This is a genomic window from Leptolyngbya sp. PL-A3 (assembly GCF_039962325.1).
Lineage (GTDB): Bacteria > Cyanobacteriota > Cyanobacteriia > Elainellales > Elainellaceae > Vacuolonema.
Window position 1 is genome coordinate 50772 of record NZ_JAMPLB010000031.1, and the last position, 11634, is coordinate 62405.

Below are 11634 nucleotides of genomic sequence, written 5' to 3' on the forward strand. Positions count from 1 at the left end.
TTTCTTAACGGGAATAGGTGGAACGATAACAATGACTGAAGCGAGTGCAGAAACCCTACAAATTGCACAGGATGCCTTTCAAGATTTTTGTCAGGGGTTAGCCCAAGGGGAATGGTCAGCCTTTTTAAACCGCCTGAGTGAAGATTTTACATTTTGGTTTCCCGCTGGCCCATTTCAGGGGCTGAATGTGGGTGCGGATAAAGCCAAAGCTTTTTTCGAAATGGTTTCTCAAGTTTTCCCAGAAGGCTTGACCTTGACGGTACAACAAATTACCAGCAATGCCACTACTGTTGTATTTGAGGTGCGTTCCCAGGGCTTAATGTTAGGCAAGCCTTACGAGAACCAGGCGGCGATCGCTTTCGACATTAAGAACGGCCAAGTATGCTCTTACCGTGAATACTTAAACGTCGTGTTCCAGCGATAATGGTAGCAGCCATGATGTCAAAATCCCTAGGATCTGTTTTCAGGGATGGTTTTTCGTGTGCAGAACGCACGAAAAAATATCAATTCATAAAAGGTGCTCCACTGTATTCGTCCAACAGTTTCTTCTGAAACCTTCGGCTTTGAAGACACGAAGCACCATCAAAACTCAAGATTTCAGAAGAAGTATCCACCCTAAAATTGAAACGTTAGGAATATGTATGAATTGCAATTAATTCCAAGAGAATAACTTCCAGATCTAGATGATTCTAAATTTAATAGGAACACAAGAATGCATATTTCAATGACATTTAATAACAATAAGGTTAAATGCCGATGATAAAAGGTGGTGCGGCGCAATGCGCCGCACCACCTTTTATCATCGGCATTTAACCCGGCATGGTATAAAACCTATTCCTTTTCATTCAAAGAGAACAAAGAAGATCTAAAAGACAACCTCATGGATGAATAAACAGACATCATTAAACATAAATCCTGAGATAATGTGCCGCTCGCTTACGGGCCAGTCGGTCTGGGTTGGTGAAGGACGCGATGACCTGATGGGCCTTATGGTACACCCAACGGAGGGCGATCGCTTCTACTCCAGCGGGCACCCCCGACAGGCAGAAACCTGGGCTTCCGGATCAGCGAAGATAAAGGGCAAACCTGGAAATTAGTATCGATGGAGGGCACGGATTTTCATAGCCTGGCGATCGCCCCCAGTAATCCTCAGGTGAGCCACTTCTTATCATAGGCATTTAACTCGACATAATATAAGCCAATAGGTACTGCTATAGTCATGCCAGATGGGTTCAGATCTTTTTTATAAAATGCCCACTATGGAGGCATCTCACCCGCAAATACTGTCTCCACAAGAAGTAGTCATGGTATCAGATAGGACAGTATATTGAGGAGTAACGTTGATGGTCATGCACCTAGAACAGGTTGTTCCCTTTGGAAGATCGATGGATGAGTACATTAAAATGTTTAATCTCACTCCGATCGATCTACAAAAAACAATTCTCAGTGTTGCGGATGGACCAGCAAGTTTCAATGCGGAAGGTACTTCATTAGGATGCAAAATTCAATCTATTGATCCGCTCTATATCTTTACGGCAGAACAAATCAGGAAACGGTTTTACGAAGTTGTCGATCATATTATTGGACAAGTTGAGCAAACCCCAGAAGATTGGGTCTGGTCTTACCATGCTTCTCCCGATGCATTAAGACAACGCCGAGAATCCACTACAGAGCTGTTTTGCAAGGACTACGAACAGGGGAAGCAGCAAGGCCGCTACGCGGTCGGCGAACTGCCCCAGTTAAATTATCAAGATAGCCAGTTTGAACTGGGCTTGTGTTCCCACTTTCTGTTTTTGTACTCCGATCATTTCGATGAAACGTTCCATCGAGATGCTGTTTGCGAAATGCTAAGAGTCTGCCAGGACGTGAGGATTTTTCCGCTCCTCACGTTAATGGGAGAACCATCGCCCTATCTTAAGCTCGTAATAGAGCAGCTAGAAACACAAGGCTACTCCTGTGAAGTTCAAAAGGTAGCCTATGAATTACAACGAGGTGGCAACGAAATGCTGAAAATTACCAAGCATCCCGGGTAGTGTTCATTGGACCTCCTGCATGAATCGGGTTTTGAGGGCATGAATCGTTGCGCTGCTTCGGTGCGCCATGATTCATGCAGGACAACCTATTCTAGTTACGCCTATGCCTCGGATGCGCTCGGAGATTCGTGAAGGTTCTTGCTCGAGTTGCCCAGCCTGATGGTTTCACAAGCGTTTCTGCTCCTTCAAATTAGGAGCCAAAGATTCTGCTCCACAGGTTGGTGAGCGTTTCCCAAATTTCACCAGGGCTGACACCAAAGACCCGGAGAAGGATGATTAAGAGGGCGATCGCAACCACCAGGGAAAGTGTCGCCTTGACAACTCTCACCAACCAGGTAAACACCAGGAAAGCAATCACCAGGGCCGCGAGAAGGAGAAGGAGTTCCATAGAAAAAGCAGACAGAGGGCAAACGTAAGGGCAGCTTAAGACAAAGGATCAGGGGTTACCTATTCAGACCCTACACAAGTCTGGTCTTGCTGGTACATCTTTGTTGGGTATGCTGTGAAACACATCATTCAACAAAGATGCACCAGCAATAGCACCTAGCACGACACGATATTACTTCGCTCTTGGGTGAAACTCCACCACATTCTGCCGAATAGTTACATCGAAGTATTGAAAGAAATCATGACCCAGTAGCCCAATCTCTAGATCTGACATGCCAACGGCAACAGGGACATTGTAGACAGTAGCCCCATCAACTTCGATAGAACGCACATAGCCTACATCGAAAACAGCCGTACCATTGGCAGTGGAAGACTCTACCTGGCCCACAGGACGGATTCGGAGGGCAGCCGCCATGGGTTGAGTCACAAGAGTACCGCTGGCTCCGGTATCAACCATCATGGGGAAAGTCTGACCATTGAAGTTGACATTAATTACAGGAATACCGTAGAGACTATCGACAATGGGCGCTTCATAACGACCATCCGACCCGGTGGAAGAGGCGACAAAATTCGGGGTACCCGTAACCAGGCTGACCATAGAGCGGATATTTGCTCCCATCAAAATGAGGATAACGGCCACGATCGCCCCTAACAAAAACTGGGGAATTTGACCTGATGGCTGAGACCTCGCTGCGACCGTGCGCATCGGTACCGTATGGGAAGCGGTTGCCCTTGACATTACCCCAGCCGAACTGACACCCGGTGTTGCGGTGGGTGTTGGAGACGGAGCAGCCCCCTCCAGCTCAAAGCTACGATTCCAGGCCATTTTAGCGGACTCTCGCTGGCGACCCATCACCTGAACAGAGCGGATACCTACCGCTCTCAATTTAGTAAGGCTGGTTTGCAAATACTGGGTTAGGGCCTCAGCTTCCGGGACCTGCTCACTTTCAAGCAGGATCTTAAGGCGATCGCCCATCCGCGTAACCTTCGCCGTCACCTCTCGTTTTTGGAGGGACTGGTTCATCAGGCTGGCGATCGCCTGAGCATCACCCTGTTGAGCTCGCTGCAAAAGTGCCTTACGCAAATCCTCATTGCTATCCATGAAAACGCTGGGGAATAAAGGGAATGAAAGCGAAACAGCAAACAGGGAATTGCACCATTCTCTCTATCGTAATAAATAGAGGCGTTGAACACGAGCGGGAACATGAGCAGAAGGGCACAGGATAGAGGAGCAGCGCGCAGAGACCTGAGTACAGTTTTCCCTTTTTTGGCGCTTCTTTTGCCTGCCGCCGCCTATCTTTTGCCATTCCCTCTACCTTCCGCCCCCTGCCCCTCCTATTCGCTTGCCCCGGACTGAACCTGCCAAACCCCTCGCTCTATGCCTACACTGAATGGAGACAAGTTCCCAAGATTGCGATCGCGCAATCCTAAACGGAAATCATTGTTTACAGAACAGTCGGTTCGGCTGAACCCCTTGTATGCTGTCAGTGCTCATCTGTCTCTAGCTGTGTTTCTCCCCAAATCACAATGAGAATCCTGGTCGTAGAAGACGACACCCCAACCGCCCAAGCCATTGCAGCCTTACTGACGGGTCAAAATTACGCCGTAGAGATTGCGCCCGATCGGGTGAGTGCATTAGAGCTGCTCGATGCCTTCCCGTTTGACCTGATATTGCTGGATGTGGTGATGCCTGACGGAAATGGCATTGAGCTGTGTCGAAAAGTCCGGGCCGATGGGCACCAAATGCCGATCCTCATGCTAACGGGACGGGATACGGGCCACGATAAAGCTCAGGGGTTGGATGCAGGGGCTGACGACTATGTGGTCAAACCCTTTGACCCAGAAGAATTATCGGCTCGAATTCGGGCACTTCTGCGGCGGGGAAGTGTAGCGGGCCAACCCGTGCTGGAATGGGGCCCCCTACGGCTCGACCCCAGCAGTTGTGAGGTGAGCTTTGGTTCGCAGATGCTGACCCTCACCCCTAAAGAATATGCCCTATTAGAATTATTCCTGCGCAACAGCCGTCGGGTCTTTAGTTGTGGAGTCATTCTGGAGCAAATTTGGTCCTTTGAGGAGATGCCAGGGGAGGAGGCCGTTCGAACCCATATTAAGGGTCTGCGGCAAAAGCTTAAGGCAAAGGGAGCCCCAGCAGACTTTGTCGAGACCGTCTATGGCATTGGTTATCGCTTAAAACCGTTGGAAACAGCGGAAACCTCCACAGAGGTGGACAAGCCCTCAGAAGCGGTGCAGCAGAAGACCTTAAATGCGATCGCCCAACTTTGGGAGAAGTTCAAAGGTCAGGTACAGGGCCAAGTCCACGTCGTCGAACAGGCCGTAACTGCGCTCCTCAATGGCACTCTGGAGGAGGCCCTCAGGCAACAGGCCATTCAAGATGCCCATACCCTCGCAGGCTCTCTTGGCACCTTTGGCTTCCCGGAAGCATCCAAACACGCTCGTACCCTGGAGCATTGGCTACAAGACAAAACCGCCGGATCCACCAGAAAAGCCGTACAGATGGCAGAACTGGTGCGCTCGATTCAAAACGACATCGACGCTCCTCAAGCCTCAGCCACTCCAGTATCCCAGCCCGCTCCTACACCCGACCCGGCCCCTTCTACCCCACCCCAAGAACGGTTGATGGTGGTTGATGATGACCCCGCTATGCTGGCGACGGTCAAAACCCTCCTGGAACCCTGGGGACTCCATGTCACAACCCTGCCAGATCCCCGCCAGTTTTGGAACACGCTGGAAGCGGCTACTCCCAGCCTCCTGATTTTGGATATTCAGATGCCCTACCGCAACGGCATTGAGCTTTGCCAGGAGGTGCGCGAACACGATCGCTGGGGCGGACTCCCCATTATGATTCTGACGGCACACCAGGATGCCGAAACCGTGAATCAGGTGTTTGCAGCAGGAGCCGATGATTTTGTCAGCAAGCCCATCGTTGGCCCAGAACTGGTCAGTCGCATCTTGCATCGCCTCGAACGAGTGCGGCTGTTGCGGCGATTTAGCGAAGCTCCTGTGGCGGAGCCCAAAACTCAGGGACGGCACTCAGAGGAAGAGTTTCATCAGCTGGTAGACGGGATCAAAGACTATGGGATTTATATGCTCGACGCGACCGGGCATATCATTAGCTGGAATAGCGGAGCTGAACGGATTAAAGGATATTCGCCAGCCGTGATTCTGGGGCAATTTTTGGGGCGGCTGTATTTGCCGGAAGAGGTGGCCACTGGGAAGCCGGAGCAGGATTTGGCGATCGCCCGTACCGAAGGGCGATGCGAATTCCTGGGATGGCGGCAACGGCAGGATGGCACCTGTTTCTGGGGAGATGTCGTCATTACATCCGTGTGGAACCCTGACCAAACACTCCGAGGGTATGCCGTGGTCACGCGGGATGTGACCGACCGCAAGCAGATGGATGAGGCCTTACAACGCTCCCGTGACAAGCTGGAGGTGCGGGTGGCTGAGCGTACTGCCGAGTTGGTGGGGGTCAACGAGCGACTGCGGCGGGAGCTGGAGGAACGCAAGCGCGCACAGGAAGCGCTGCGAGTATCCCAGGCCCGGTTTGCGGGGATTCTTGACATCGCCGATGATGCCATTATTTCTGTCGATGCGTGCCAGCGGATTACCCTGTTTAACCAGGGGGCCGAGAAGATCTTTGGCTACACAGCCCAGGAAGTTCGCGATCAATCCCTATCTGTGTTGTTGCCCCAGCGCTATGCCGCCGTCCATCAGGGCCATGTAAAGGATTTTGGCCAAGCCCATAACAATGCGCGACGCATGGGTGAGCGGAGGGAAATTTATGGCCGTCGCAAGGATGGTACAGAATTTCCGGCTGAGGCGTCGATTTCCAAATTTGAGGTGGGCGGGGAAGTCGTCTATACAGTCATCCTGCGGGACATTACCTTGCGTAAACAAGCGGAGGAAGCCCTCGCTAACCTGAGCCATGAGAATGAGCTGATCCTCAATTCTGTAGGAGAAGGAATTTGTGGGTTAGACCTGGAAGGCCGCATCACGTTCATTAATCCAGCCGCGACAAATCTGTTGGGCTACACCCGCGATGAACTGATTGGACAATCCATCCAGGTAATTCTGGAGAATGCCAAGGAATCCGCAAATAGAGACTCGGATGGCCCCTCTACCATTGATGTCTTCTTGTACAACGGAGCGGCACAAGCCAAGCGTGATACTTTCTGGTGTAAAGATGGCACGGCGGTTCCAGTGGAATACGTCAGCACCCCCATCCAGGAGCAAGAAATTGTGGGTAGTGTCATCACGTTTAAGGACATCACCGAACGCCAGGTGGTGGAACGGATGAAGGATGAATTTATTTCAGTGGTGAGCCATGAACTACGCACTCCGCTCACCTCCATCCACGGTTCGTTAGGAATGTTGGCTAGCGGTTTACTGGCGACCGATCCAAGCACCAGCAAGCGCCTATTAGATATTGCGGTTGCCAGCACAGAGCGATTGGTGCGGTTAATTAACGATATTTTGGATGTGGAACGCATCGAATCTGGCAAGGTGACGATGCAACTGCAAGCCTGTGATGCCAAGGAATTGGTGCAACGGGCAGCTGATGCACTACAGCCGATGGCAGAGAAGTCGGAAATTACTCTACAAGTACAGGCTGAACCCATCACGTTCCAGGCAGACCCTGATCGCATTCTCCAAACCCTGACGAATTTACTCAGCAACGCCATCAAATTTTCGCCAGCCCATAGCCATGTATGGATTACGGCGACTCTGGATCAGGGGTCTGAGTTACAACCGGATGCTTCCAATATCCAGGCAGAAGGACCTTTTGCGACGATCCTCCGCAAAAGCGCCAATCTGCTCAATCCTCCCCACGTCCTGTTTTCGGTAGCCGATCAGGGGCGGGGCGTCCCCTTAGATAAGCAGGAAACTATTTTTGAGCGGTTTCAGCAGGTGGATGCATCAGATTCGCGCAATCAGGATGGCACAGGACTAGGGCTGGCGATCTGTCGTAACATTGTGCAGCAGCACGGGGGCCATATTTTTGTCGACAGTATTCTGGGGAAGGGAAGTACTTTCTATTTCACCATCCCGCTGCGATCGCCCAATCAAGAGGCTCCCACTGATTAACCCTGATGATTTGGGTCAACGTAGGAGTTAGTTCTATTGCAGCACGGACCTAAAGCATCTCTGGCTCACTTGATTCATGATTTGCATAGATATGACCAAAAAAGTACTCATTATTGACAATGAAGTCTCGATTCAAGAAGTGACGCAAATTTGTCTCCAAACCGTAGCCGGATGGCAGGTCATTGCCGCCAGTTCTGGGATGGAGGGCATCGAAAAAGCAGCTCAGGAGAAGCCCGACGCAATTCTGCTGGATGTGATGATGCCTGATATGGATGGGCTAACCACCTTCCAAAAATTGCAGGAAAACGATCAAACTCGCACCATTCCGGTCTTATTATTGACAGCCAAAGTGCAGGCATCCGATCGCAAGCGTTATACCGATTTAGGAATTCAGGAGGCGATCGCCAAACCCTTCAATCCCCTGGATCTCGCCAATCAGATCGCTCACGCCTTGGGCTGGGCTGTCTAAGACATACAACTTAACATAACTTCTTCACAAGTTTCTCACATTTATGCCGTAGCTTGAAAACTAGGAGCCATCTACCTCTCAGCTATGCACCGTTGTTAGGGCGATGTCTCCTCAGCTCGATTCACAGAATCGGTAGGGCATTAACCAGTCATGGTTGTTCCCCACAATCGGGGAGGTCGGCATGGAAACGATTCGTAAAATTAATGATGAGTTGGCGATCGCCGGACAGATCTCCTCTGAGCAGTTGCCACAGCTCGTTGGCGATGGATTTCGCTCTATTTTGAATTTGCGATCGCCGGGGGAATACGAGTTTGAGCCCTCTGAGGAGGTCAAAGCGGGATTGTTTGGGTTGAATTACCTGAACTTTCCCCTGAGTTTCGACAACTTGCACGAGGAAACCATCTTACAAACATTCAAGTTGATTAATGAACTGGGTAAACCATTGCTGGTGCATTGTGACACAGGCATTCGAGCAGCGCTGCTTGTGCTGATCTACATCACGATGCAGCAGGGGGCGACGCCTAAGCAGGCGTTTCGACAGGCCGAGAGACTGGGGCTGCTGACACCCGTCTGCCAGGAATAATGTTTACGTTTGAAAAGTCTCGCAGAGCGAGGCTTTTCAAACGTAAACTGGCCTAACACGAACGTACTGAATTAACGTACACACCGCTATATAGGAAAGCCTGATTTTCAGACAGGGGCGCTGAAAATCAGGCGATCGCACTAACGTTGTCTTTCTTCAGGGGATGCAACGCCCTGCGCTGGAAAAGCGGGTTAGGCAGCAGCAGCTTCGCAGGTCTGCTCCATCTCAACCTGACTAGCGGCGACGAAGTTGCTGAGGTTATTCAGCATGTAGCTACTCTCTACCATGGAGCGCTTCGCTCCGGGCTTAAAGGCTGCTCCGGTTTTCTCGAACTCGGCAATGAGACCGGCGCGATCGCCCTTCTTCAACAAATCTGCCAGGTGGCTGTAGGTGGCGACCATTCGTTCGATAGCATCGAGACGTTCCTGGGAAGCCATCAAAATGTCTACATAGAGGGCAGCATCTTGAGTCACCAGACGACTGATGATGTTGATTTCGGAGCGATAGAGAGGGCTAGCAAACTCGAAGCTGCGATCGATGTCCACCCCTTCTCGGGCATAAAAAGTTCCCAGGCTGAAGTCAGAGAAGAATCGAATGACCTGAACCGCCACCATCATCGTGTCATGCTCTTCAGGAGTGCAGGTGATCAGGGTACCGCCATCGGCCTCAATCAGATCCAACAACCACTGGGATGCTTCAGCGTTACGTCCGGGGCACACCACCACCTTCTTACCGAGGAAGGTACCGCTGCCAACCCCAAACATTGGGTGTAAACCAACAACTGGCCCGTTGTGATGCTCCATCATGGCTTGCACCACTTCGGTTTTGGTACTGGCCACATCTGCCAGAATCGTGTTGGGGGAAAGATAGCTCGCTACCTTACGAACCATCGCCACAGTGCTCTTGAGGGGTACTGCAATCAGCACCAAATCCGCATCGCCTAGCAGCGTATCGGCCCGATCCCAATCGTCATACTCCAGGATGCTCACCTGGTGGCCTGCAGCAGCCATCCGCTCAGTGAAGAAGCTTCCCATGATCCCACGGCCCCCAATTACCGTGATACGGCGGCTTTGGGCATGCTTTTGTTGGGGGGTAGGTGTCTCCGTTGCCAGAGCTGCCATGCAGTTTACAATTAAAGAATTCCAGGTGAACTCCGTAACATTCGTATTCATTAAGCATGACCGAGCATTACTCAGCTGCTCTTCTATGGAGGGGGCACCCGAGGTCTCTAGTAGGGAAATGCGCTCACTGAGCAGCGCAATCAAAGCTTGGTCGATTTGCTGTAGCGTCTTAGTTCCGGCCATAGTCAGCTTTACCTCGTGACGATAGGGGGTTTCGTTGGCGTACAAAAAAGGTCGAAACAGGGAAACGGAAAAACTTAAAGGTTGCCGCGTAGGGCTTGCTCACGCTCTAGAGCCACAAACAGGGATTTAAAGTTACCGGCACCAAAGCCACGGCATCCATGACGTTCAATGACTTCGAAGAAGAGGGTGGGGCGATCGCCCAGCGGCTTGGTGAACAGTTGCAGCAGATATCCATCCTCATCGCGGTCTACCAGAATGCCCAGTTCTGCCAGCTTCTCGACTGGGACATCAATTTCGCGAACCCAGTCTTCCAGATTTTCGTAATAGGTTTTGGGGATAGGCAGAAACTCAACCCCGGCCTGCCGCAATTGCACTACCGCCTGCACAATGTCGGTCGTTTCCAATGCAATATGCTGAATCCCAGGGCCGTAGTGGAAATCCAGGAATTCTTCAATTTGGGACTTCCGCAAACCATCTGCAGGCTCGTTGATGTTCACGATAGTTTTGCTACCGTTTTGCAACACCTTCGACATCAGAGCAGAATACTCAGTGGAAATGGTTTGCTCATCGAAATGCATCCGCAGTTCAAAGCCCATCGCCTTCTGGAAAAACTCCACCCAGCGATCCATCATGCCCCGCTCAACGTTACCAACGATGTGGTCGATCCGCTTTAGACCAGCATTAGGGCCAGGAACAGAGGCGCGGGCTACGAATCCAGGAGCAAACGGGCCGCTATAAGCTTGTCGCTCAACAAACTTAACTAACACATCCCCAAAAGAGCGGACGGCAGCATAACGCAGCGTTCCATGCTCATCATCCTGCTCAGTGGGAGGAATGGCACCGACTGCCCCCTGAGAAATAGCATACCGGTAGGCAGCGGTAACGTCGGGCACTTGAAATGCCATAACGCCGATGGTATCGCCATGCTTCATCACACTCTTATTAATGGGGTGGTCACCCACCATAGCAGAGGTTAGAACGAAGCGAATTTCTCCCTGCTCCATAACATAGGATGAAGTCTTGCGTTCTCCCGTTTCTAGACCACGATAGGCAGTATTTTGAAAGCCGAAACATCTGGAATAAAACTGCGCCGATTGCTTCGCATTACCGACGAAGAACTCCAAATGATCAACTCCGATAATGGGGCAGACATCACTCATCATAGCCTCTCCGCTTAGAGCTAAATGAACGTAAAACGCTAAGGAGAAATCACCGCAGCTCTGAGATATTTCAGGGGGTTATTGGGTGAACTTGAGACTCACTCTAGCTCAGGGCTAAGTAAGTCCACTAGAGGGTACATCTACTCTTCATACGGAGAGAAGCTTGCTTAAAGATTTGCCAAAAGCTCCGTAATCGTTTCAGAAATAACAAGAATCAGAACGGTTTAATTGCAAACATCAAGCACAAACTCGATTCCAGAAAATGGAATATAAAAAACTCCATTCACTTCATGACATCTTCTTAAAGGCACTATGAAGACTTACGTATTTTCACTATGGGATCAAATTACAGCTAAACCAATACCAAGCTGCACGAAATGAGAGGTGCGGTACATAGGCGTATCAAACCTCTCATTCCGTACAGCTTCATATAAAAATGACAAAAATACAAATAGATAGGGAAAGTAGGAAATTTTTAGAATCCCTATTCTCATGCCTCTATCCCTAAAACAAAATCTATGTTCTCAGGGAAACTACCAAATGTGTTGAAAAAAAGGATGAAAAAAAAGCTAAAGGATAAATGGTCAGTTTT

At 50.5% G+C, this 11634-nt stretch carries 10 protein-coding genes; 6 read left to right on the forward strand and 4 right to left on the reverse strand.

The window, feature by feature from the left end; genetic code table 11:
• The first annotated feature begins 31 nt into the window (after positions 1 to 31).
• The 3 genes from NDI52_RS21210 (at position 32) to NDI52_RS21220 (ending at position 2033) form a co-directional block, all read left to right on the forward strand.
• Entirely contained in the window at positions 32 to 424 is a 393-nt protein-coding gene (locus NDI52_RS21210) for a nuclear transport factor 2 family protein (RefSeq protein ID WP_190770065.1), read from the forward strand.
• A gap of 499 nt (positions 425 to 923) precedes the next feature.
• Positions 924 to 1097 (forward strand): hypothetical protein, encoded by a 174-nt coding sequence (locus NDI52_RS21215; RefSeq protein ID WP_348256515.1) that lies wholly within the window; start codon positions 924 to 926, stop codon positions 1095 to 1097.
• Between the two features lie 246 nt (positions 1098 to 1343).
• On the forward strand, positions 1344 to 2033 hold the full coding sequence (locus tag NDI52_RS21220) for an SAM-dependent methyltransferase (RefSeq protein ID WP_190789386.1): 690 nt from the start codon (positions 1344 to 1346) through the stop codon (positions 2031 to 2033).
• Positions 2034 to 2223: 190 nt separating this feature from the next.
• On the opposite strand, the gene NDI52_RS21225 is transcribed toward NDI52_RS21220, so the two are convergent.
• Positions 2224 to 2421 (reverse strand): hypothetical protein, encoded by a 198-nt coding sequence (locus tag NDI52_RS21225; protein ID WP_190772074.1) that lies wholly within the window; start codon positions 2419 to 2421, stop codon positions 2224 to 2226.
• A 171-nt stretch (positions 2422 to 2592) separates the two neighbouring features.
• Positions 2593 to 3522 (reverse strand): retropepsin-like aspartic protease, encoded by a 930-nt coding sequence (locus NDI52_RS21230; protein WP_190772075.1) that lies wholly within the window; start codon positions 3520 to 3522, stop codon positions 2593 to 2595.
• Between the two features lie 425 nt (positions 3523 to 3947).
• Between NDI52_RS21230 and NDI52_RS21235 the strand changes: the two genes are divergently transcribed.
• The 3 genes from NDI52_RS21235 to NDI52_RS21245 all read left to right on the forward strand — a co-directional run bounded on the left by NDI52_RS21235 (position 3948) and on the right by NDI52_RS21245 (position 8578).
• Positions 3948 to 7526 (forward strand): PAS domain S-box protein, encoded by a 3579-nt coding sequence (locus NDI52_RS21235; protein WP_190789385.1) that lies wholly within the window; start codon positions 3948 to 3950, stop codon positions 7524 to 7526.
• Positions 7527 to 7617: 91 nt separating this feature from the next.
• The gene (locus tag NDI52_RS21240; protein WP_190772077.1) at positions 7618 to 7995 is read left to right on the forward strand and encodes a response regulator; all 378 of its coding nucleotides are present in this window, start codon (positions 7618 to 7620) and stop codon (positions 7993 to 7995) included.
• 181 nt (positions 7996 to 8176) lie between these two features.
• Positions 8177 to 8578 carry a sulfur transferase domain-containing protein gene (locus NDI52_RS21245; protein ID WP_190772078.1) on the forward strand — a complete coding sequence of 134 codons (402 nt, stop codon included), beginning with the start codon at positions 8177 to 8179 and terminating at the stop codon, positions 8576 to 8578.
• A gap of 191 nt (positions 8579 to 8769) precedes the next feature.
• Here the strand turns inward: NDI52_RS21245 and tyrA are convergent, their stop codons facing one another.
• Together tyrA and hppD are read right to left on the reverse strand one after the other, a co-directional pair.
• A complete protein-coding gene (gene tyrA / locus NDI52_RS21250) occupies positions 8770 to 9882 on the reverse strand; it encodes a bifunctional chorismate mutase/prephenate dehydrogenase (protein WP_190772079.1) in 1113 nt (370 codons plus the stop codon).
• A gap of 74 nt (positions 9883 to 9956) precedes the next feature.
• Complete coding sequence (hppD, locus tag NDI52_RS21255) at positions 9957 to 11042, reverse strand: 4-hydroxyphenylpyruvate dioxygenase (RefSeq protein WP_190772085.1); 1086 nt, start codon at positions 11040 to 11042, stop codon at positions 9957 to 9959.
• Positions 11043 to 11634: the final 592 nt, after the last annotated feature.

Excerpts from the sequence above, each read along its gene's own strand:
- NDI52_RS21210 (WP_190770065.1), top strand. The coding sequence starts at position 32 with ATGACTGAAGCGAGTGCAGAAACCCTACAAATTGCACAGGATGCCTTT.
- NDI52_RS21215 (WP_348256515.1), top strand. The coding sequence starts at position 924 with ATGTGCCGCTCGCTTACGGGCCAGTCGGTCTGGGTTGGTGAAGGACGC.
- NDI52_RS21220 (WP_190789386.1), top strand. The coding sequence starts at position 1,344 with ATGGTCATGCACCTAGAACAGGTTGTTCCCTTTGGAAGATCGATGGAT.
- NDI52_RS21225 (WP_190772074.1), bottom strand. The coding sequence starts at position 2,421 with ATGGAACTCCTTCTCCTTCTCGCGGCCCTGGTGATTGCTTTCCTGGTG.
- NDI52_RS21230 (WP_190772075.1), bottom strand. The coding sequence starts at position 3,522 with ATGGATAGCAATGAGGATTTGCGTAAGGCACTTTTGCAGCGAGCTCAA.
- NDI52_RS21235 (WP_190789385.1), top strand. The coding sequence starts at position 3,948 with ATGAGAATCCTGGTCGTAGAAGACGACACCCCAACCGCCCAAGCCATT.
- NDI52_RS21240 (WP_190772077.1), top strand. The coding sequence starts at position 7,618 with ATGACCAAAAAAGTACTCATTATTGACAATGAAGTCTCGATTCAAGAA.
- NDI52_RS21245 (WP_190772078.1), top strand. The coding sequence starts at position 8,177 with ATGGAAACGATTCGTAAAATTAATGATGAGTTGGCGATCGCCGGACAG.
- tyrA (WP_190772079.1), bottom strand. The coding sequence starts at position 9,882 with ATGGCCGGAACTAAGACGCTACAGCAAATCGACCAAGCTTTGATTGCG.
- hppD (WP_190772085.1), bottom strand. The coding sequence starts at position 11,042 with ATGAGTGATGTCTGCCCCATTATCGGAGTTGATCATTTGGAGTTCTTC.